Source organism: Streptomyces sp. NPDC024555 (assembly GCF_055559335.1).
In genome coordinates, this window is the sequence record NZ_JBVHKV010000015.1 from 147,578 (window position 1) to 168,196 (window position 20,619).

General features: G+C 73.9%; 18 protein-coding genes. 11 read left to right on the forward strand and 7 right to left on the reverse strand.

The genetic code is table 11. The annotated features are described in order from the left end of the window. Positions 1-61: 61 nt before the first annotated feature. Together ACZ4FH_RS25835 and ACZ4FH_RS25840 are read right to left on the reverse strand one after the other, a co-directional pair. Positions 62-325, reverse strand: a complete 264-nt coding sequence (locus tag ACZ4FH_RS25835) for a hypothetical protein (RefSeq protein WP_467307731.1) — start codon at positions 323-325, stop codon at positions 62-64. 175 nt (positions 326-500) lie between these two features. Beyond that, on the reverse strand, positions 501-1,292 hold the full coding sequence (locus ACZ4FH_RS25840; RefSeq protein ID WP_383650142.1) for an SGNH/GDSL hydrolase family protein: 792 nt from the start codon (positions 1,290-1,292) through the stop codon (positions 501-503). A 519-nt stretch (positions 1,293-1,811) separates the two neighbouring features. Between ACZ4FH_RS25840 and ACZ4FH_RS25845 the strand changes: the two genes are divergently transcribed. From ACZ4FH_RS25845 to ACZ4FH_RS25875, 7 genes are all read left to right on the forward strand, one after another. Further along, positions 1,812-2,036, forward strand: coding sequence for a hypothetical protein (locus ACZ4FH_RS25845; RefSeq protein WP_383649940.1), 225 nt, complete (start codon positions 1,812-1,814; stop codon positions 2,034-2,036). A gap of 76 nt (positions 2,037-2,112) precedes the next feature. Further along, entirely contained in the window at positions 2,113-4,779 is a 2,667-nt protein-coding gene (locus ACZ4FH_RS25850; RefSeq protein WP_467307733.1) for an FtsX-like permease family protein, read from the forward strand. 5 nt (positions 4,780-4,784) lie between these two features. Then, positions 4,785-5,369, forward strand: a complete 585-nt coding sequence (locus ACZ4FH_RS25855) for a MauE/DoxX family redox-associated membrane protein (RefSeq protein WP_467307734.1) — start codon at positions 4,785-4,787, stop codon at positions 5,367-5,369. A gap of 13 nt (positions 5,370-5,382) precedes the next feature. Next, positions 5,383-5,922 (forward strand): peroxiredoxin family protein, encoded by a 540-nt coding sequence (locus tag ACZ4FH_RS25860; protein ID WP_467307735.1) that lies wholly within the window; start codon positions 5,383-5,385, stop codon positions 5,920-5,922. Then, positions 5,919-7,787: an ABC transporter ATP-binding protein gene (locus tag ACZ4FH_RS25865; RefSeq protein ID WP_467307736.1), complete on the forward strand. Its 1,869-nt coding sequence runs from the start codon at positions 5,919-5,921 to the stop codon at positions 7,785-7,787. Before ACZ4FH_RS25860 ends, ACZ4FH_RS25865 begins: the two co-directional genes overlap by 4 nt. After that, positions 7,784-8,455, forward strand: coding sequence for an ABC transporter ATP-binding protein (locus ACZ4FH_RS25870; protein ID WP_467307737.1), 672 nt, complete (start codon positions 7,784-7,786; stop codon positions 8,453-8,455). The genes ACZ4FH_RS25865 and ACZ4FH_RS25870 overlap by 4 nt, the downstream gene beginning before the upstream one ends. Continuing rightward, entirely contained in the window at positions 8,452-8,970 is a 519-nt protein-coding gene (locus ACZ4FH_RS25875; RefSeq protein ID WP_467307739.1) for a S24/S26 family peptidase, read from the forward strand. Before ACZ4FH_RS25870 ends, ACZ4FH_RS25875 begins: the two co-directional genes overlap by 4 nt. Here the strand turns inward: ACZ4FH_RS25875 and ACZ4FH_RS25880 are convergent. After that, positions 8,958-9,332 (reverse strand): GntR family transcriptional regulator, encoded by a 375-nt coding sequence (locus ACZ4FH_RS25880; RefSeq protein ID WP_385104290.1) that lies wholly within the window; start codon positions 9,330-9,332, stop codon positions 8,958-8,960. The genes ACZ4FH_RS25875 and ACZ4FH_RS25880 overlap by 13 nt on opposite strands. Before the next feature lie 70 nt (positions 9,333-9,402). Here ACZ4FH_RS25880 and ACZ4FH_RS25885 point away from each other — a divergent pair, with 70 nt between their 5' ends. Together ACZ4FH_RS25885 and ACZ4FH_RS25890 are read left to right on the forward strand one after the other, a co-directional pair. Continuing rightward, entirely contained in the window at positions 9,403-10,323 is a 921-nt protein-coding gene (locus ACZ4FH_RS25885; protein WP_467307740.1) for a GNAT family N-acetyltransferase, read from the forward strand. Next, on the forward strand, positions 10,304-10,825 hold the full coding sequence (locus ACZ4FH_RS25890; RefSeq protein ID WP_467307742.1) for a ribonuclease FAU-1 family protein: 522 nt from the start codon (positions 10,304-10,306) through the stop codon (positions 10,823-10,825). The genes ACZ4FH_RS25885 and ACZ4FH_RS25890 overlap by 20 nt, the downstream gene beginning before the upstream one ends. A gap of 197 nt (positions 10,826-11,022) precedes the next feature. Here ACZ4FH_RS25890 and ACZ4FH_RS25895 read toward each other — a convergent pair whose 3' ends face one another. The 4 genes from ACZ4FH_RS25895 to ACZ4FH_RS25910 form a co-directional block, all read right to left on the reverse strand. Beyond that, a complete protein-coding gene (locus ACZ4FH_RS25895) occupies positions 11,023-12,501 on the reverse strand; it encodes a methyltransferase domain-containing protein (protein ID WP_467307744.1) in 1,479 nt (492 codons plus the stop codon). 97 nt (positions 12,502-12,598) lie between these two features. Continuing rightward, positions 12,599-13,468, reverse strand: coding sequence for an esterase/lipase family protein (locus ACZ4FH_RS25900; RefSeq protein ID WP_467307746.1), 870 nt, complete (start codon positions 13,466-13,468; stop codon positions 12,599-12,601). 212 nt (positions 13,469-13,680) lie between these two features. Further along, a complete protein-coding gene (locus ACZ4FH_RS25905) occupies positions 13,681-14,679 on the reverse strand; it encodes a DNA polymerase Y family protein (protein ID WP_383649908.1) in 999 nt (332 codons plus the stop codon). Next, positions 14,676-18,308, reverse strand: a complete 3,633-nt coding sequence (locus tag ACZ4FH_RS25910; protein WP_467307748.1) for a DNA polymerase III subunit alpha — start codon at positions 18,306-18,308, stop codon at positions 14,676-14,678. Before ACZ4FH_RS25910 ends, ACZ4FH_RS25905 begins: the two co-directional genes overlap by 4 nt. Before the next feature lie 156 nt (positions 18,309-18,464). Between ACZ4FH_RS25910 and ACZ4FH_RS25915 the strand changes: the two genes are divergently transcribed. Together ACZ4FH_RS25915 and ACZ4FH_RS25920 are read left to right on the forward strand one after the other, a co-directional pair. After that, positions 18,465-19,520, forward strand: coding sequence for a DUF3533 domain-containing protein (locus ACZ4FH_RS25915; protein ID WP_467307750.1), 1,056 nt, complete (start codon positions 18,465-18,467; stop codon positions 19,518-19,520). Between the two features lie 228 nt (positions 19,521-19,748). Next, positions 19,749-20,615: an alpha/beta fold hydrolase gene (locus ACZ4FH_RS25920; RefSeq protein ID WP_467307752.1), complete on the forward strand. Its 867-nt coding sequence runs from the start codon at positions 19,749-19,751 to the stop codon at positions 20,613-20,615. The last annotated feature ends 4 nt before the right edge of the window (positions 20,616-20,619 follow it).

Sequence of the window (20,619 nt, forward strand, 5' to 3'; positions counted from 1 at the left end):
CCCGCTCCGGGGATGACGGAAGAGCGGACAGCGGCGCGATGCCGGGACCGGTGGCGTCGGGTCAGCGGCGGCTGCCGAAGAGCGAGCGGCGCAGTCGCCGCAGCGGCGCGAAGAGCGAGACGCGCGCGCTCCTGCTCCGACGGCTGTGCGCGGCGTCGCGCGAGGTCAGCTCACGCATGAGCAAGGTCGCCTCCGCGGACTCGCGCTGCGGGACGACGGGGCCGCCCAGCACCGCGAGATGACGGTCCAGGCGCGAACTGGTCGCACCGCTCCCGCATGTGATCGCAGGCACCCGTGGCCTGCTCCGCACCGTTATCTGTTCCATGTCACTCCCCACCCGTACGAGGGCACCCGGTCCGGGCAGGTTAACCCTATCGTCCCGCGCCGACACCCGTGTATCCCGGGCGAAGGATTGCGTACCCGGATACGGAGGTTGACGGACCGTCCGTACAGCCGCCCGGCGACGGACGGAGGAGGGCGGTCCGCCGGCCCCCGCCGGATCAGTCCAGCGCGTTCAGCACGGGCAGGTAGCCGCCGGACTGACCGGAGGCGAAGGGGTGGTAGGACTCACCGATGTTGAGCCAGTTGAGGCTGTGCAGCCAGGCGTCACCGGAGCAGATCTCGTGCCCGGTGAACGCCGAGGTCACATCGCCGAAGGAGAAGCCGTGGTCGGCGGCGCGCTTGGCGGTGGCGGCGTTGAGGTAGTCGGCGGCGCCGTTGATCGCGGAGCGCACCTTGTCACTCAGACCGACGACGCAGCTGCCGCCGATCTTGTAGAAGCGGGGGTAGCCGAGGACGACGACGTGCGCGTTCGGGGCCTTGGCGCGGATCGCCGAGTACACCGTGTTCAGCCGGCCGGGCAGCGTGGAGTCCACGAAACCGCGGGCGGTGGCGATCCGGTTGAGACAGGTGGACTCCGACTGGAGGACACAGGTCGTCATGACGTCGGCGAAGCCCGCGTCGTTGCCGCCGATGGAGATCGAGACGAGGTCGGTCGAGGAGGTGAGCGGGCCGAGCTGCTTGGCGGTCACATCGCTGGTGATCGCCCCGGAGCAGGCGGTGAACGCGAAGGAGGACGGCGCGTGGGCGTTCGCCCAGAGCTGGGGGTAGGCCTTGGTGCTGCGCTTGCAGCTGCCGCTCTCGCTGGTGTAGCTGCCGGAGCCGACCCCCGAGGAGTAGGAGTCGCCCAGGGCGACGTAGTCGACGCCCTGCACGGTGGCCGCCGCGTTGGCGGTGGCGGCCCCGGTGAGCGCGATGACGGCACCGAGGAACAGTGAGGACGAGAAGGCCACGAGTCTGGACAATTTCACGGGGGGAACCTCCCTGGGACCGACCAGCAGGATCTCTGCCTACCCAGTGGTAGCAGCAGCGAAGCCCACTTCGGTAGTGTCCATGCCAAGTCCATCGCATGATGTTCTGTAGACGCCCTTCTGAGATCGCGTCATATCCGGATCCGACCGCACGGCGGCGGAATCCGCGCACCCGCGCCACCCGAACTCGCCCCGCACGGAACCGGGATGTGACGGACGGTGCATCAACACACAGGCATCACACGCCACTTGCCTCGCAGCACTCCCACAATGTGCCCTGCGTCACATGGGACACCAGGGGTTGCAGCCCCTCCGGACGGATGGTCTACTCCATTGGTCTATGCCAATGCCCCGCGGACAGGAGTCATCTCCTGCGGCTCCCGGCGCATCGCGGCGACCCGTGCGCGCCCCTGGGCCCGGCACGGAACCGCCGCGGCCCGAACCACCGTGCCGGGCCGCAGTTCTCCGACCGAGGCGCACCGACGAGAAGAGGCGAATCCCGTGAAGTTCCTTACGGCACTCGGCGACACCCTGCTCAGCAAGCTGGCGCCCGAAGCCGAGGCGCAGGCCGCCTGCGTCACCTGCGGCACCGGCTGTTCCTCGTACAAGCAGTACAAGTGCGAGCAGGGCATCCGGCAGTTCGCGCGGTGCTGCTACATGGCCAACGGCAGCTCCTGCACCGCCCCGTACTGCGGCGCCTGGAAGTACTGCGGCATCTCCTGCTGACGTACGCCGGCTGACCGGCGCGGCCGACCGCTGATCCGCCGCGCCCCGTCCCCATGGATCCCGACGAGGAGGGCCTGTGCTCCGGCTGATCCGGCACCGCCTGCTGAGCCACTGGGCGCGCTCGCTGGCGCTCCTCGTCGGGATCCTGGTGGCCGTCTCCTCCTTCGCCGTGCTGTCCGCCACCACGCGGTCCGCCCGGCTCACCGTCACCGGCACCGTGGCCAAGAGCCGGGGCGCGTACGACCTGCTGGTCCGCCCGCCCGGCGCGGCCCAGGAGCTGGAGAACGCACAGGGCCTCATCCGTCCCAACTCGCTCTCCGACGTCTACGGCGGCATCACGCTCGCCCAGCTCGCCGCCGTGCGCCGGGTGCCGGGCGTCGAGGTCGCCGCCCCGCTGGAGGTGCTCGGCTACGCCACCGAACCGGGCGCGGTCTCCGTCGACCTGGCCGGTCTGGTGCCCCGGGGCACCCGCGGTGTCTTCGAGCTCGGCCGGACCTGGCACTACGACGGAGGTCTGTCCGCCCTCCCGCAGCGGCCGCACACCGTGTTCATCACGCCGTACCCGCTGGAGACCGCGCCCGGCACGCCGGTGTCCCGGCAGGAGGCGGACGGCAAGGCCCAGTACCTGACGGACCGCTACTTCGAGGTGCTGCCCTCCGGGAAGCGCCGCGAGGTGTGCAAGGGAGGGCTCCGCGCCGAGGAGCAGTCCACCGGACTCAGCGCCGCCGTGACCTGTCTGTCCTGGTCCGGGGTGACCGCACGGGGCGAGCGGGCCGCGTCCGGCGGCTCCGGCCCCCGCACCCGGGTCGTCTTCGCCTTCCCGGTCACCTCTCTCGTCGCGGGCATCGACCCGGAGGCCGAGTCCAGGCTCTTCGGGCTGGCCGGGGCGGTGACCGAGGGCCGCTATCTGACCTCCGCCGCGCCCCGGACCGTGCCCGCCGGGGCGGACGGGGCGCCCGGGGCGGTGCTGCCCGTCCTGCGGTCCTCCCGCGCCGCCGGCGATCTGACGGTGGAGGTCACCCTCACCCGCGAGGGCGCGAAGCGCCCCCTGCTGGACCAGCGGTTCGACGCCGCGTCCCGGCAGCCCGAGCAACGGTCCGGCGAGCGGGTCGCCGTCGGTCTCGGCTCGCTCCTGGCCACCGGCCCCGTCTCCTACGACTCCGGTCCGGACGGCACCGTACGGCCCCGGACCGTGCCCCGGCCCGACAAGGCGGCCACCCTGCTGCCGCTGGACGGGCAGGACGTCTGGTTCCGCTCGCTGGTGCCGCAGGGCGAACAGTTCGAACGCCCCTCGGCGCTGCCGGAGGTGGTCGGGACGTTCGATCCAAGACGGCTGCCGGAGTTCGACGCCGGGAGCCGGCTGCCGCTCGGCACCTACGGGCAGCCCGCGCTCACCGGCGCCGACGCCCGGTCCAGGAAGCTGCTCGGCGGCCGGGCCCTGCGCCCCGCCTCGTCCCCCACCTCGTACATCCAGCAGCCGCCGCTGCTGCTGACCTCGACGGTGGCGGCGCGCTGGCTCGGCGACCACGGCTATCTGACGTCGGAACAGGCCGCCGCACCGGTCTCGGCGATCCGGGTCAAGGTGGCCGGGGTGACCGGCGCGGACGCGGTCTCCCGGGAACGCGTGCGGCAGGCCGCCGAGTCCCTCGGCCGGATCCCCGGACTGCGGGTGGACATCACGCTCGGCTCGTCCCCGGCCCCGCTCACCGTCGCACTGCCCGCCGGGACGAACGGCCGGCCCGCGCTGGCGCTCACCGAGTGGTGGAGCAGGAAGAACGTGGCCGAGCGGATCATCCGGGCCTCCGACACGAAGTCCCTGGTCCTGCTCGCGCTGGTGCTGGTGGTCTGTGTGCTCTTCGTCGGGAACGCGGCGGCCTCCTCCGTCCGGGCCCGCCGGTCCGAACTGGGCCTGCTCGCCGCGGTGGGATGGCGGCGGCGCCATCTCTTCGGCCTGGTCCTGGGCGAAGTGCTGCTGCTCGGCACCGTGGCCGGGGTGCTCGGGGCGGGCGTGGCCTGGGCGGCCTCGCGCGCCCTCGGGGTGGACGCCCCGGCCGGGCATCTGCTGGCCGCCGTGCCCGTGGCGCTGGCCGTCGCGGCCGCCGCGGGCGCGGTCCCGGCCTGGCTGGCCTCCCGGGTGCCGCCCGCCACCGCGCTGCGCCCGGCGCTCTCCACCGGCGGCCGGGCCCGGATGTTCGCCGGGGTGACCGGGCTGGCCCTCGCGGGCGCGGTCCGGGCCAGGGGGCGGAGCCTGCTGGGCGCCGCCGCCGTGGCGACGGCGTCGGCGGCGGCGCTGGTCCTGCTGGCGGCGGCCTACGCCTTCAAGGGGACGCTCGCCGGTTCGCTGCTCGGCGAGACCGTCTCCGTCCAGGTCCGTGCCACGGATGTGGCCGCGGTGGTGACGATGGCGGTGCTGTCCGTCGTGGCCGTGGGCGACGTGATGTATCTGGGCGTCCAGGAGCGGGCCGCCGAGTTCGCCCTGCTGCGGGCGGTCGGCTGGGGCGACGCGGTCGTCACCCGGCTGGTGCTGCTGGAGGGCGCGCTCATCGGGCTGCTGGGCTCGCTCGGCGGGGCGCTGCTCGGCGGGGCGGCGGCGCTCCGGCTCTCCCCCGGCGGCTGGACGGACCTCGTGCCCGCGGCCTGCGCCGTGGTCGCCGCGGGCACCCTGCTCTCCGCCGCCGCGGCCCTCGTCCCCGTACTGATCCAGCGGCGGCACCCCACCGCCCGGCTGCTGGCGGAGGAGTGATCGCCGTGGACTACGCGGTACTGACGGTGCGCTGGGCGCTCGCGGGGATCTTCCTGGTCTCCGCGCTCGCCAAGGTGCGGGCGTTCCCGGACACCCTGGAGATGGTGCGGCCCTTGCTGACCCGGACGGGCCGGGCCCTCGGCCGGGTCCGGAAGGCCCCGCCCGGCCCGGGAGCGTCCGGACACGGCCTCGCGCGGCGGTTCACCCGGCCCGCCGCACTGCTGCTGGTCACCGCCGAGGCCGCCACCGGTCTCGCACTGCTGGGGCCCCGGCAGACCGCCGGTCCCGGCCTCGCCGCCGCCGCCGTCCTCACCGCGGGCTTCACCGCCCTCGCGGTCCTGGCGACGGTGGCGCGCACCGAGGTGCGCTGCGCCTGTTTCGGCCGGCCCACGGCCCGGCTCGGCCGGCGCCATGTGGTGCGCAACGGCTTCCTGCTGGCCCTGGCCTGTCTGGGCTGCTGGGGTCCCGAAGCGGCCGGGGTGCTCTCGGCCGCCGTCCCGGCGCTCGTCGTCTGCGCGACGGCCGCGGTGGTCGTCACCGCGGTGACCGCCTTCTACGACGACATCGTCGATCTGCTGAAGATCTCATGAAAGAGGAATGGGCATGATCTATCTGACCGCCGCGCTCGTGCTCGTGGGAGCCGTCACCGTACTCAACCTGCTGCTGACCCTCGCGGTCGTCCGGCGGCTGCGCCGCCAGGAGTCCGAGCGGCAACAGCCCTTCGGCACGATCGACTCCGGCCCCGAGACCGGTGCGCCGCTTCCGGACTTCACGGCCGCCACGGTGGCGGGCGGGACGGTCACCGCGGCGTCCCTGAAGGGCCGTCAGGGGGCGCTGACCTTCCTCTCCACGGACTGCTCGGCCTGCACCATGGCGGTGGCCGACCTCCCCGAGTTCGCCCGGCGCACCGGCATGGACGCCGGCCAGATGGTCGTGGTGATCGCCGGGGACGCGGACGACGCGCTCCGCATGGCCGAGCCGCTGGCACAGATCGCGACCGTGGTCGTCGAGGAGACCGCGGGACCGCTCTCCACGCTGTACTCGATCGAGGCGACGCCGACCACCGTGCTGACGGACCCCGACGGCACGGTCACCTACGCCCAGGCCGGCACCAACCCGGTGCTGGAAGGCCTCCCGGCGTGAGCGCGGGCCAGGAGTCCGCCGTCCACCGGCTGGGCGGTCCGCGCGGACTGCTCACCGGAGCGGGCGCGGCGCTGGCCCTGACCTGGCGGGCGGGGCCGGCCGCCTTCGTCTGCCAGGTCCTGCTGACCGTGGTGCAGGGGCTGCTGCCCGCCGGGGTCACCCTGCTCACCAAGTGGCTCTTCGACTGTGTGAGTGACGGCCGCACACCGGGCGGTGTCGGGCCGATGACCCTCGTGGCGGGGCTCGGTCTGTGCGGCACCCTGCTGGCGGTCCTTCCGTACGCCTCGGACTACACCAAGTCCCGGCTGCGCCGCGGGATCGCCTACCGGGCGCAGAAGGAGCTGTACGGGAAGGTGGAGGGGTTCGTCGGACTGTCCCGCTTCGAGGACCCGGAGTTCCTGGACCGGCTGCGGCTGGCGCAGGACTCGGCGACCGGGGCGCCCGACCAGATCACCACCGCGCTGTTCGGGCTGGTGCAGCAGGCCACGGCCGTGACGGGGCTCGCCGTGGTGCTGTCCGCGATCTCGCCCTGGCTGACGGTGTTCACCGTGGCGGCGGCGGTGCCGGCACTGTTCGTCCAGGTGTCGCTCAGCCGCCGGCAGGCCCGGATGATGTGGACGATCAGCCCCCGCAACCGCCGCCAGCTCTTCTACCAGAGCATGATGCTGGACCTGGCCGCCGTGAAGGAGGTCCGGCTGTTCGGCGCCGGGGGCTTCCTCCTCCGCCGGATGAACGCGGAGACCCGGGACATCAACGCGGCGGAGGAGCGGCTCGACCGCCGGGTCCTCGCCTTCCAGACGCCGACCACCGCGCTGGGCGCGGTCATCGCCGTGTGCGGGCTCGCCTGGATGATCCACGGGGCGCGGTCCGGGCGGTTCGGGGCCGGTGACGTCTCGGCGTTCCTCGGCGCCTCCGCCGGGGTGCAGGGGGTGCTGAACTCCTCGATCCTCCATGTCACCAGCGGCTACCAGGCCCTGCTGACCTTCCGTCACTATGTAGACATACGGCGGCTGCCCACCGACCTTCCGGTCCCGGCCGACCCGCTGCCCGTACCCCCGCTGCGCGACCGCATCGAACTGGACGACGTCTGGTTCCGGTACGGGGACGACGGACCGTGGGTGCTGCGCGGGGTGAGCCTGACCCTCGGACGCGGCGAGTCGGTCGCGCTGGTGGGGCTCAACGGCGCGGGCAAGAGCACGCTGGTCAAGCTGTTGTGCCGGCTGTACGACCCGACGCGCGGCACGGTCCGCTGGGACGGCACGGACATCCGCACCATGGACCCGGCCCTGCTCAGGGAGCGGATCAGCGCGGTGTTCCAGGACCGGGTGGCGTACGACCTGTCGGCGCGGGACAACATCGCGATGGGCGATCTGCGCCATCTCGACGATCCGGAGCGGATCGCCGGGGCCGCGCGCCGGGCGGACGCGCACGATTTCGTCTCCCGGCTGCCGCGCGGCTACGACACGATGCTGTCCCGGATCTTCCCGGACGCCGACGACGAGGACCCGGACGCGGTGGGCGTCACGCTCTCGGGCGGTCAGTGGCAGCGCCTGGCGCTGGCGCGGGCGATGCTCCGGGAGGGCCGCGACCTGCTCGTCCTGGACGAACCGAGCGCCGGACTCGACGCGGCGGCCGAGCAGCGGCTGCACGAGCGGCTGCGCTCCTACCGCGAGGGCACGACGAGTCTGCTGATCTCGCACCGGCTGGGCACCGTGCGCCGGGCCGACCGCATCGTGGTCCTGGAGGACGGCCGGACCCGGGAGTGCGGCAGCCACGACGAACTGATGGACCTGAAGGGCGAGTACGCGAGACTCTTCACCCTCCAGGCGTCCGGGTACGCGCAGGACAGGGAGGTGGAGGTGTGAGCACCGCGATGATCGGGGTGAACGCCCTGCACAAGACGTACGGGGCCGGCACGAGCAGCCCGGTCCGCGCCTGTGACGGGGTGGATCTGGAGATCGGCCGGGGCGAGTTCGTCGCGCTCACCGGACCCTCGGGTTCGGGCAAGTCGACGCTGCTGTATCTGCTGGGCGCGCTCGACCGGCCCGACTCGGGGACGATCGACGTGGACGGGGAGCGCGTCACCTCGATGAGCCGGGCGGAGCTGGCGGCGTACCGGCGCCGGGTGGGGTTCGTGTTCCAGCGCTTCCATCTGCTGCCCGCGCTGACCGCCCTGGACAACGTCATCGCTCCGGTGCTGCCCCACCGGGTGGACTTCGACCGGCGGGCCCGCGCCCGTGAACTGCTGGCCTCGGTGGGGCTGGAGGGCCGGGAGCAGGCGCTGCCCTCGAAGCTGTCGGGCGGCCAGCAGCAGCGGGTGGCCGTCGCCCGCGCGCTGATCGGCGGTCCCCGGCTGATCCTCGCGGACGAGCCGACGGGCAATCTGGACTCGCGGTCCGGCGAGGACGTGCTGGACCTGCTGGCCGGGCTGCGGGAGCGGACGGGCGTCACGGTGGTGCTGGCCACGCACGACGCCCATGCGGTGGAGCGCTGCGACCGGGTGGTCCGGGTGCGGGACGGGCGGGTCTCGTGACCGGGGCGGTCCTGGGCGGGGTGGCCGTCTGTCTGCTCGCGGCGGGACTGGCCGCCTGGTGGGTGCGGTACGCCTACGTCGCCGTGACCGTGCGCGGCCACAGCATGATGCCGACGCTGCGGCCGGGCACCCGGGTGCTGATCCGGCGCGGGACGCGCGGCGTGCGCCGGGACGGCATCGTCGTGGTCGCCTGCCCGGAGCCGGGCACGGCGTGGCGGGGCAAGGCGCCGGTCGGCCGGGACCTGGCGGCGACCGAGTGGTACATCAAGCGCGCGGTCGCCCTGGCGGGCGAGCCGTTCGGCGGCGCGCCGGTGCCGGCCGGCTGCCTGGCGGTGGTCGGGGACAACCCGCACAGCGAGGACTCCCGGAGTCACGGCCCCTGCCCGATGGACCAGGTCCTCGGTTCGGTGGTGCGCACCCTGGGGCGGCCGACGGCGGAGGTCCGGGGTCCGGCGGCGGGTCCCGGGGAGCCGGCGGCGGATCCCGGGGAGCCGGCGGGCCGTCAGTCCGGGTAGACGGCCCGGATCGCGTCCCGGGCCAGTTCCAGGGCGCGTTCCCGGGACAGGCCCAGCCGGTGGGCGTCCTCGGCGTAGGTGCGGGCCGCGGTGCCCGCGTGGCGTTCGGCGGCGTCCCCGGCGGCGGCGACGAAGGTCCCGTTGCGGCCGCGGGTCTCGATCACCCCGTCCGCCTCCAGCGCCCGGTAGGCCTTGGCGACGGTGTTCGCGGCCAGGCCCAGTTCCTCGGCGAAGCCGCGTACGGTCGGGAGCCGGTGGCCGACCGGCAGCGCACCGGAGCGGGCCAGTTCGGAGATCTGGGTGCGCAGTTGCTCGTACGGGGCGGCGTCCGCGTCCGGGTCCACGGAGATCTTGGGAGTCACGGCCCCGATTCTGCCCCACCGCCGGAAAATCGGAGGCGGGCGGGCCGGACCGGTGGGTAGCGTCCGGCGCATGACTGTCATCGTGCGCGACTTCCGCCCCTCCGACGCCGAGAACTGGGTACGGGTGCGGCGCGCGGCGCTCCCGTTCATGGTCACCACCCCGGAACAGGTCGTCTTCGATCTGGAGAGCGCCGCCCCCGGCAAGCACTACCGGCTGCTGGTCGCCGAGGAGGACGGCGAGCTGATCGCGACGGCGCAGGTCGGCCTGGCGCACGACAGCCCCGATCCCGGACAGGCGTTCTTCAACCCGTACACCCATCCGGATCGGACCGGGCGCGGAGCCGGTTCGCTGCTGCTGCGCACGGCCGAGGAGCATCTGGCCCTGGCCGGTGCGACCAAGGTCTACAGCTGGGTGCTGGACACCCCGGGCAACCGGGCGTTCGCCGAGAAGCACGGGTACGCGCCGAGCCGCTCCGCGCACTTCCTCCATCTCGATCTGGCGGGCGGCACGCTGCCGCCGCGTCAGGAGCCGCCGGCCGGGGTGGAGCTGCGCACCGCCGCCGACTTCGCCGACGATCCGCGCCCGCTGTTCGAGGCGGACGCCGAGACCACCGAGGACGAACCCGGCGACATCCCGACCCGTCTCGCGGACTACGAGGAGTGGCTCGCGGAGACCTGGAACAGCCCCTGCCTCGACCACGCGCTGACCTCGGTCGTGATGGCCGGCGGACAGGTGGCGGCGTTCAGCGTGGCGGAGACCGACGGGGTGGACCGCTACTGGTCGGGGATGACGGGCACCCGGCGGGCGCACCGCGGCCGCGGTTTCGCCAAGCTCGCGAAGAACGACTCGCTGCACCGGGCGCGCGCCGCCGGCTACACCGACGCCTACACGGGCAACGACGCCGACAACGCGCCGATGCTGGCGGTCAACCGCTGGTTCGGATACGCCCACTGCGCCACGGAGGTGCGTCATGTCCGCGCCCTCGGCTGACGCCCCGGCCACGGGGGCGGACGGCACCGCCCTGACCGTCGTCCTGGTCAAGGCGGGACGGACCAAGATCCGGTATCCCGCCGCCCTGGTGCGCGACGACGGGAGCCGGGTGACGGTCCGGGCGCCCTGGGCCGCGCCGGGGGTCCGCGACTTCGGCTTCGTACGGTTCGAACCGGGCGACGTCTTCACCGAGCACTACTGGCGCGACGCCTGGTTCGCGGTGAAGGAGGTCCGGTCCGGTGCGGGCGAGCTCAAGGGCTGGTACTGCGATGTGACCCGCCCGGCCGTGCTGCGGGACGGGGAGCTGCTGGTCGAGGACCTGGACCTGGATCTGTGGGTGTCGGCGGACCGGTCCGCCGTACTGCGGCTGGACGAGGACGAGTTCGAGGAGAGCGGCCTGGCCGTGCGCGATCCCCGGGCGGCGCGGGCCGCGGTGGCGGCCCTGGACGAACTGGAACGGCTGGCGCGCACGGACCGGGGTCTCACCGGCCTCCTCGCCTGACCCCGCCCCCGGGCACCGGCCCGCTCCCCGCCGTCTCGTCCGGGACCGCCGGCCTGCCCGCCCCGTTGACCTGCGGGGCCCGTTGGTCTTCTCGGCCCGTCGGCCTGTCCGGCCCGTTGGTCTTCCCACCCCGTTGACCCGCCCGGCGCCGGGGCCCGGGGGGGGCCGGCCGTCCGGCGCCGGTCCGGGCCCCGGGCTCAGCCCACCACCAGCTCCACCTCGTACCCCGCCGCGTCCTCCAGATACGCGGCCACGTGCTCGTCCCCGCCCGCGTGGGGATGGCGGTCCGCGAAGAGCAGCCGCCAGCCGTGGCCGGGGGCGCGGGCCACCAGCGCGTCGAGGGCGGCCCGGTCCTCGACGTGGAAGGCCAGGTGGTTGAGGCCGGGGCGGCGCCGCTCGTGCGCCCCGGGGGCCAGATCGGGCGACTGCTCGATCACCACATAGCTGTCGCCCCGCCGCCAGCTGCGCCCGTGCTCCCAGCGCTGGTACGGGACATGGCCCAGCTCGCCCAGGAGCCAGCCCCAGCCGGGCGCGGCCGCCGCCAGATCGGGCACCCACAGCTCGATGTGGTGGAGCCGTCCGGTGCGCGCCCCTCCCGGCGGCAGCGGGACGGCCCGGCGGGCGGCGGAGGGCGCGTACGCGACGGGGTCGCCGTCCTCGTGCCAGTGGATCAGGAACCGCTCCCCCGCCCGGTATCCGTCGAGGCCGGCCCGGCAGTAGGCGACCATGTCGTCGGGGAGGGCGTCCAGCGGGAACCAGCCCAGCTCGGAGCACTTGTCGGGCTCCCGGTTGACGGGCGGGCGGTCCGGGTCGTACGCCGCCTCGAAGAACCAGCCGGTGCGGGGATTCCCGCCGGGCCCCCGGTGCTGCATGACCAACGCCATGCGCAGTTCCTCCGGTTCGAGCGCGACGCCGATCTCCTCGGCCGTCTCGCGGAGCATCGCCTCGCGGACGTCCTCGCCGTCCTCCACGTGCCCCGACGGGGCGTGCAGAAGACCGTCCGCGTATCCCGTGCCGGAGCGGCGGGCGAGCAGGACGTCGGGGCCCCGGCGCAGGATCAGATGGACGTCGACGACCTCGGTGTGCCGACGGGGCGGTTCGGCGCGGGCGACCAGGGCGTAGCGCTCGTCGTGGACCTCCTTGCCCCACAGGTCGCGGTCGCCGGAGAGCGGTTCGTGGTGGATCCGTTCGGTGAGGGGCGAGAGCAGGGCGGTGAGCCGGGCGGCGGAGAGCCCGACCCCGTTCCACACGCCTTCCACCAGGACCAGCCGGCCGCCGGGTTTCAGCAGTCCGAACCAGTGCCGCAGCACGGCCTCGGGGTCGGGGAGCAGCCAGACGACATGGCGGGCGAGGACCACGTCGAAGCGCTGCGCGCCGACCGGTGGCGCCACGGCGTCCCCGGTGAGCACCTCGGTGCCGGTGCCCCGCAGCTTGGCGCGGGCCTGCTCGACCATGCGCGGCGACCGGTCGACGGCGGTGACCCGGTGGCCCTGGCCCGCCACGAGCAGCGAGAGGCTTCCGGTGCCGCAGCCCAGGTCCAGCACGTCGCACCGCCCGCGCGGCAGCCAGCTCTCCAGCCGCTGCGCCCAGGCGTGCCGCACCACGGGGTCGAGCAGTCCGTGGTCCGGTTCCTCGTCGAAGGAGCCGGCGGCCGAGTCCCAGTCGATCGTCGTCATGGAACGATCGTGCCATCCGCCACTGACAGTGGTGCCGGTCCGGGCGGGAACCGGCCACGCCCGCCCGCCCGGACCGGATGCGGTCAGGCCTGCGGACTCAGCCGATGGCCGAGGCGCAGGTGGTGGGAGTGGCGTGTGCCGGGTCGAGGGCGTTCGCCACCTCGTGGAAGGCGATCCGGTCGACGGTGCCGATCGCCACGTGCTCGGACACGTCGACCGGGCACAGGTCCTGGAGCAGGACGTTGCGCACACCGGGTCCGTCCAGGAACTGGGTCCGGTACGGCGTCACGACTTCGTCGTACCGGGTGGAGATGACGGTGTAGCGCACTCCCGGGACGGTGTCGGGGACCGAGTTGAGCTTGGTGACGAAGGGGGATCCGGCGACCTGGTCGGCGAGTCCGGGCGTGCCCGCTTCGAGCAGGTAGGCCGCGCCGGGGAAGTACGGCAGCAGCTTGGTCAGGCCGAGGAGGGTGGTGCCGTGGTTGTCGGGCGCGAGCCCGACGAGGGCGTTGACCTTGGCCGCTCCGCCGAGGAACTTGAGGTAGTAGTTCGGCATCATGCCGCCCTGGGAGTGGCCGACGAGGTCCGCCTCGGAGGCGCCGGTGGCGGCGAGGACCTTGTCGACGAAGGCGGAGAGCTGTCCGGCCGACTTCTCCACGGGGCCGAGGCCGTTGAAGACCGGCACGCCGGGCAGTTGCCCGTAGTCGAGCGAGTAGACGCAGTAGCCCCGGGCTACCAGGTAGGGGGCGAGGACCAGCCAGTTGTCGACGGAGTTCCCGAAGGTTCCGTGGACGAGGACGACGGGGCGGGGGTGGGCCGCCGAGGGGGTGCAGGAGTAGTCGTTCCAGCCGCGGGAGGCGGCGGGGGCGGCCGTCGCGGCGGTCGCCGTGGGGACGGCGGCGGCGACGGCGAGGAGCAGTGCGGCGAGTACGGTGCGGGTGCGCGGCGCGCGGGTTCGGGACGGCATCGTGGGGTCTCCTTGCGGCTCGAGGGAGGTGCGATGTCTGTGCGCCCTGCGGCCCGGACCACGGGTTCTGCGACACGCGAGATTCAGCGTGCTCATGCCAAATTACGCAGGAGTAGGGTTCCCTGGGAAGTTACGCGTCGGTAAAAAATGTTCGATCCCACGGTGCGGACGCGCGACACCGCCCCGCCCCTCGGGGAAGTCCGGCGCACGGATCAGGCCGCGAGCCGCCCCGGCATCACGGCCCTCGGCCCGAACCGCTCCCGCAGCCGGTCCGCGACCGCCTCGATCCGCCGCGCCCGCTCGTCCACCGGATCGAAGGTCAGCTGGTGCGCGGCCCGCCCGGCGTCGCCCAACCCCTCGGCGCGCAGCGCGATCCCCCGCACCCGGGCCCGTTGCAGGCCGAAGGAGTCGTGGATCCGGTAGGCGAGCGCGGTGAGGTCCGCGGAGTGCGCGGTGGGCTCCCGGAGCGCACGGCTGCGGGTCAGCGTCGCGTAACCGGTCCGGTCGGCGCAGCGCACGGAGACCGCGAGCGAGCGGCACACCTGTCCCGTGCCGCGCATCCGCGCCCCCAGTTCCTCGGTGAGCGACATGAGCGCGCGCCGCTGCCGCTCGCGGTCCAGTTCGTCGCGCGGGAAGGTCCGGTCGGCGCCGAGCGAACGGGCGGCGGCGTCCGGCACGACGGCGCTGCGGTCGATGCCCTGCGCCCGCTCCCACAGCTCGCGGCCGGTCCGCACCCCGGTGATCCGCTGGAGGGTGCCGAGCGGGGCGGCCGCGATCCGGCCGACGGAGTCGAGCCCGTAGCCGCACAGGGCGCGGGCCGTCGCCGGTCCGACCCCGTCCAGCGCGGCGGCCGGCCGGTCGGCGAGGAAGGCGGCCTCCTCCCCGGCGGGCACCACGAAGGTCGTCCCCGGAACGGCCCGGCGCGCCGCCATCCGGGCCAGCATGGGGTTGCCGGCCGCCCCGATCGCGCAGTCCACCCCGTGCAGGGCCAGGGCGCGGACCCGGATGACCGAGGCCAGCCCGGCCACATCGCGCCCGAAGTAGCGCAGGGCGCCCCGCACATCGGCGAGCGCCCCGTCCGGTGGCGCCGCCTCGACGAGCGGGGTGAACGAGCCGAGCAGCGCGAGCAGTCCGGCGTAACCGGCGCCGTCCGGGGGGTCGCCGTCGACCGTGCGAAAGCGCAGGCAGAGGATGCCGGCCGGCCCGCTCATCCCGCGCTCCCCGGGCTCTGGTGCCACAACTTCCTTCCGGTGGGCGCCCCTTCACCGGCCGGCCGGAGGTCGGCCCAGGGGTTCATCTCGTATCCGGTGGGCATCCTGATCCGCCGTCCGCCGTCGTCGGCGGCGGCCGGTTCCTCCGGGGCGGCGCCCTCCTCACCGGCCGCCTCCGCCCCGGAGGGCCGCGCCAGCCGGTCCGCGACCGCGTCGAGCCCGCCGGTGCGGCGCAGTTCGGCCAGCTCCGCCAGGTTCCAGGCGGCCGCGCCGACCACGCTCAGACTGCGCGGCCCGCGCCGCTGCACCACCCCCCGCACCAGCAGCAGCCAGGAGTGGAAGACGGTGTGGGCGCAGGCGGCGTGGCTGTCGTCGAAGAAGGCCAGGTCGACCAGGCCCGTACCGTCGTCCAGGGTGGTGAAGACGACCCGGCGGCCGGAGCGGACCGGCGGCGTCTGGGTCGCCGCCTTGGCACCCGCGACCAGCACGGTGTCCCCGTGCCGCGCCTCGCGCAGCCGCTGGGCGCTGACCACGCCCAGCTCCTCCAGGAACGCCCGGTGATCGCCCATCAGATGGCGCGAGACGTCCATGCTCAGCACGCCCAGTTCGGCGCTGAGCCGTTCCGCCTCGTTGAGGTCGGGCAGGCCGAGCGAACCGGTGCGGTGGCCGCCGCCGAGCGGGAGTTGCGCCCCGGAGCCCGCGCCGCGCTGGGCGCGGTGCAGTTCGGACAGGTGCAGCAGCAGATCACGGCGGTTGGCGCCGAACGCGTCCAGCGCACCGACCTGGGCCAGCCGTTCGGCGGCCGGGCGGCCGGGGCGGGCCCGTTGCCAGAAGTCCAGCAGCGAGGTGTACGGCTGCCCGGCCTCGATCCGGGCGACCTCGGCCTCGCTGATCCCATGGACGTCCGAGAGCGCGAGCCGCAGCCCCCAGCGCCCTTCCCCTCCTCTTTCATCAGACACCAGTTCGATTTGATGAGCGGCCGCCGACCGGTTCACGTCCAGCGGCAGCACCGGCACCCCGCGCCGCCGCGCGTCCGCCAGCAGCAGCCGCTTCGGGTACATCCCGGGGTCGTGGGTGAGCAGCCCAGCGTAGAAGGCCGCCGGGTGGTGCGCCTTCAGCCAGGCCGACTGGTACGTCGGCACGGCGAAGGCGACCGCGTGCGCCTTGCAGAAGCCGTAACTGCCGAACGCCTCGATGATCTCCCAGGCACGGGCGATCACCTCCGCGCCGTACTTCCGCGCCGCCGCGTGCCGGGCGAACCAGACCCTGATCCGGCCCTGTGACTCGGGGTCGGAGAGCCCGCGCCTGACCCGGTCGGCCTCGTCCCGGCCGCAGCCGGTCATCAGATGGACCATCTCGATGATCTGCTCGTGGAAGACCACCACGCCGTACGTCTCGCGCAGCGGCTCCTCCAGGTCCGGGTGCGGATAGCGGACCGGTGCCCGGCTGTGCCGGGCCTCGATGAACGGGCGCACCATGTCGGCGGCGACCGGACCCGGCCGGAACAGCGAGATGTCGACCACCAGGTCGTGGAAGTCGGCGGGCTGGAGCCTGCCGACCAGATCGCGCTGGCCGGGCGACTCGATCTGGAAGCAGCCCAGCGTCTCGGCGGTCCTGATCAGCCGGTACGTCTCGGGGTCGCCCGGCTCCACGGCGTCCAGATCCACCTCGCGCCCCGAGACCCGCTTCACCTCGGCGACCGCGTGCGCCATCGCCGACTGCATGCGCACCCCGAGCACATCGAGCTTGAGCAGCCCCAGGTCCTCCACGTCCTCCTTGTCGAACTGGGACATCGGAAAGCTCTCGCCGCTGGTGGGCACGACGGGGGTGCGGTCCAGCAGCGAGGCGTCCGAGAGGAGGACCCCGCACGGGTGCATGGCGGTCCCGCGCGGCAGCGCGTCCAGCGCCTCCACCAGCTCCCAGAGCCGTCCGTACCTCTCCTTCTCCCGCGCCACCTCGCGCAGTTCGGGCAGTTCCTCCATGGCCGCGAGGGCGTCGCGGGCCCGGATGTGCGGGAAGGCCTTGGCGAGCCGGTCGGTCTCGGCCGGGTTCATGGAGAGCGCGGCGCCGACGTCCCGGATGGCGTGGCGCACCCGGTAGGTCTCGGGCATGGCGACGGTGGCGACCCGTTCGGTGCCGAAGCGGCCGATGATCGCGCGGTAGACGTCGAGGCGGCGGGCCGATTCGACGTCGATGTCGATGTCGGGGAGCACGAAGCGGCGCTTGGACAGGAAGCGCTCCATCAGCAGTCCGTGCTCGACCGGGTCGGCGTGGGCGATGCCGAGGAGGTGGTTGACCAGCGAACCGGCCCCGGAGCCCCGGGCGGCCACCCGCACCCGCATCGCCCGGATGTCGTCGACCACCCGGGCGACGGTGAGGAAGTAGGAGGCGAACCCGTGGTGGGCGATGATGTCCAGCTCGTGGTGCATCCGCTCCCAGTACGCGGGCCTGCGGTCGTATCCGCGCAGCACCATGCCGGCCGCGGCGCGCGAGGCCAGGACCCGCTGGGCGGTACGCCGGTCCGCGCCGACCAGGCGCGGCTCGGGGAAGTGGACGGAGCCGATGCCGAGGTCGGCCCGGGGGTCGACGACGCAGGCGTCGGCGGTGCGCCGGGTCTCCTCGATCAGTCCGGCCCCGGCGCCGGGGGCGAGACCGGCGGCGGAGGTGATCCGCTCGGCGGTCTCCGCCATCGCGCGGGCGTCCTTGAGCCAGCGCTCACCGCTGTCGAGCGGGGCGCGGCGCGGGTCGACCGGAACCAGCCGGCGGGCGGAGTCGAGCACATCGGCGACCGGGCCCTGACCGGGGTCGGCGTACCGGACGGCGTTGGTCAGCACGGCCCGCACCCCCTGTTCGGCGGCGAAGCCGACGGTACGGGCGGCGAGCCGCAGCGAACCGGGCCCGGTGCCGTCGCGGCCGTGGTGGACGGCCTCCAGCCGCAGGGCGTCGCCGTACAGCTCGCGCCAGGGGGCGAGCAGCGCGGCGGCCAGGTCGGGGCGGCCGGCGCCCAGCGCCCGGCCCACCTCGGAGGCGGGGCCGAGCAGCACGGTGAGCCCTTCGGCGGGCAGCGCGGAGCGGGCGAGCAGGGGGCGGCTCCCGTCGGGCACATCGGCGTGGGCGGCGGTGACCAGCCGGCACAGCCCGGCCCAGCCGAGGGCCCCGTCACGGGCGAGGAAGGTGACACGGGGAGCCGATTCATCGACAAAGGCACCCCCGCGGGCCGGGGTACGCGGTCGCGACGTACGCCCACCGAACTCGGCACCTGATACCCCACCGACCCCGGCACCCGGCGCCCCGACGATCCCGACGCCCGGTGACCCACCGGGCACGGCACCCGGCACCCCACCGAACTCGGCACCCGGCCACCCGCCGCCTCCCGCTCGCGGGGCTGCTCCTCCGCCGTTCACGCGCGGGTCCGGTGCCACCGCGAGCTCCACCCCGAAGAGCGGCCGGATCCCCTCCCGCTCGCAGGCCTTCGCGAAGCGGACCGCGCCCGCCAGGGTGTCGCGGTCGGTCAGCGCGAGGGCGTCCATCCCCCGTTCGGCGGCACGCTCCGCCAGCCGCCCCGGATGCGAGGCGCCGTAGCGCGGGGAGAACCCGGAAACGGTATGCAGATGCGTGAACCCGGGCACCCGCACCTCCTGAACAAATCCGTACTCACCACCCCCTCGCTCTCCACCATAGACCAAGCTTCGAACATTCGTACGATACCCGAGCGGGGCTCCTCCTCTCAGCCATTCGGCCCGGCCCCGCCTGCGTGAACGCCGGGCACCCCGGACCGTGGGGGCATGACTTTCGCTGACGAGGTGAAGAACGCCGTCACTCCGCGGGCCACCCTGCTCGTCCTCGGCGTACTGGCACTCCAGCTGCTGTTCATCGCCTCGTACGTGGGGGCGCTCCACAAGCCCAAGCCCACGGACGTCCCGTTCGGCGTCGTCGCACCCCAGCAGGCGTCGGCCCAGCTCGTCACCGCGCTGAAGGACCTCCCCGGCGGCCCCCTGGACCCCCGTACGGTCTCCGACGCGGACGCCGCCCGGCAGCAGATCCTCGACCGCGAACTCGACGGCGCCCTGATCGTCGACCCCAGGAGCACGCGCGACACCCTGATGGTCGCCTCCGGCGGCGGCACGGTACTGGCCCAGTCACTGAACAGGATCGTCAAGGCGGCCGAGCTCCCCCAGCACCGCACGGTGCGCACCGTGGACGTCGCCCCGGCCTCGGACGAGGACTTCGACGGACTCTCGTCCTTCTACCTCGTCGTCGGCTGGTGCGTGGGCGGCTACCTCTGCGCCTCGATCCTCGCGATCAGCGCCGGCACCCGCCCCGCCAACCGCCGGCGCGCGGTGATCCGCACCGGCGTCATGGCCCTGTACTCGATCGCCGGCGGCATCGGCGGCGCGCTCATCATCGGCCCGATCCTCGGCGCACTGCCCGGCAGCTTCTGGGGCCTGTCCGGCCTGGGCGCGCTGACCGTCTTCGCCGTCGGCATGATCACCCTCGCCCTGGAGGCCCTCACCGGCATCGTCGGCATCGGCCTCGCCGTCCTGATCGTCGTCATCGCGGGCAACCCGAGCGCCGGCGGCGCCTTCCCCCTCCCCATGCTCCCCGACTTCTGGCGCGCGATCGGCCCCGCCCTGCCCCCCGGCGCCGGCACCTGGACCGCCCGCTCCATCGCCTACTTCCGCGGCAACGCCGTCACCGGCCCCCTCCTGGTCCTCTCCGCCTGGGCCGTGGCCGGCACAGCCGTCAACCTCCTGATGGCCATGCGCAGAAAACCGGACCCGGCACCGACGACGACGGGCCGGGACGGGGGTGCGCTCAGCGGCGGATCCACGGCGGCCTGACGCCCCACCGCCCTCCTGACAACCCCGCCACGCCCCGCATACACACACCCCACATTCCCTCCGCACATTCCCGCCGCACACCCCGCGCGCGGGCGCGGCGCACCACCTCAAGGCCCCCGAGTTTCTCTCCACGCGCCATCCCCGTAACGACTTTGATGGGTCATCATCTAGTGGAGCGGGGAAAGCCGGACACGCGCCGTGTCCGCATGATTCGCGAGGAGGCACGGAGTGCGCAGTCGCGTGCGCGCGGCCGACGGGCGGCAACTGGTGGTGGAGCGGCTGGGGGATCCCCGCGGCAGACCGGTCTTCCTGCTGCACGGGATGCCCGGCAGCAGACTCGGCCCGGCGCCGCGCGGCATGGTGCTCTACCAGCGCAAGACACAGCTGATCACCTACGACCGGCCGGGCTACGGCGACTCCGACCGGTTGCCCGGACGCTGTGTCGCCGACGCCGTCCAGGACGTCCGCGCCATCGCCGACCACATCGGCCTCGACCGCTTCGCGGTGGTGGGGCGGTCGGGCGGGGCCTCGCACGCCCTGGCCTGCGCCGCGCTGATGCCCGACCGGGTCACCCGGACCGCCGCCCTGGTCGGTCTGGCGCCCCGGGACGCCGAGGGGCTCGACTGGTTCGAGGGGATGGCGCCCTCCAATGTGCTGGCCTACACCGCGGCGACCGCCGACCCCGACGGGCTCGCGCAGTCCTTCATCTCGCGGTCCGCGGTGATCCGGCACAACCCGGTCCGGCTGATCGACGATCTGCGGCGGGAGCTGACCGACTCCGACCGGATGGTGGTCAACGACGCCGGGGTTCGCACGATGCTGCTGCGCAACTACAGCGAGGGGCTGCGGACCTCGGCGTACGGATGGATCGACGACGCCCTCGCGTTCAGCCATCCCTGGGGCTTCGACCCCGCCTCCATCACCGGCCCGGTGCTGCTGTGGCACGGCGAGAAGGACGTGTTCTCACCGGTCTCGCACACCCGCTGGCTGGCGAGCCGCATCCCCGGCGCCACGGTCGTGGTGGAACCGGCGGCAGCGCACTTCGACGCGCTGCACGCCCTGCCCCGCATCCTCAACTGGCTGCTGGACACCTGAGGGC

Coding starts and splice junctions, on each gene's coding strand:
- ACZ4FH_RS25885 (WP_467307740.1), top strand. CDS start 9,403: ATGACTGTCATCGTGCGCGACTTCCGCCCCTCCGACGCCGAGAACTGG.
- ACZ4FH_RS25890 (WP_467307742.1), top strand. CDS start 10,304: ATGTCCGCGCCCTCGGCTGACGCCCCGGCCACGGGGGCGGACGGCACC.
- ACZ4FH_RS25860 (WP_467307735.1), top strand. CDS start 5,383: ATGATCTATCTGACCGCCGCGCTCGTGCTCGTGGGAGCCGTCACCGTA.
- ACZ4FH_RS25905 (WP_383649908.1), bottom strand. CDS start 14,679: ATGAGCGGGCCGGCCGGCATCCTCTGCCTGCGCTTTCGCACGGTCGAC.
- ACZ4FH_RS25835 (WP_467307731.1), bottom strand. CDS start 325: ATGGAACAGATAACGGTGCGGAGCAGGCCACGGGTGCCTGCGATCACA.
- ACZ4FH_RS25915 (WP_467307750.1), top strand. CDS start 18,465: ATGACTTTCGCTGACGAGGTGAAGAACGCCGTCACTCCGCGGGCCACC.
- ACZ4FH_RS25900 (WP_467307746.1), bottom strand. CDS start 13,468: ATGCCGTCCCGAACCCGCGCGCCGCGCACCCGCACCGTACTCGCCGCA.
- ACZ4FH_RS25895 (WP_467307744.1), bottom strand. CDS start 12,501: ATGACGACGATCGACTGGGACTCGGCCGCCGGCTCCTTCGACGAGGAA.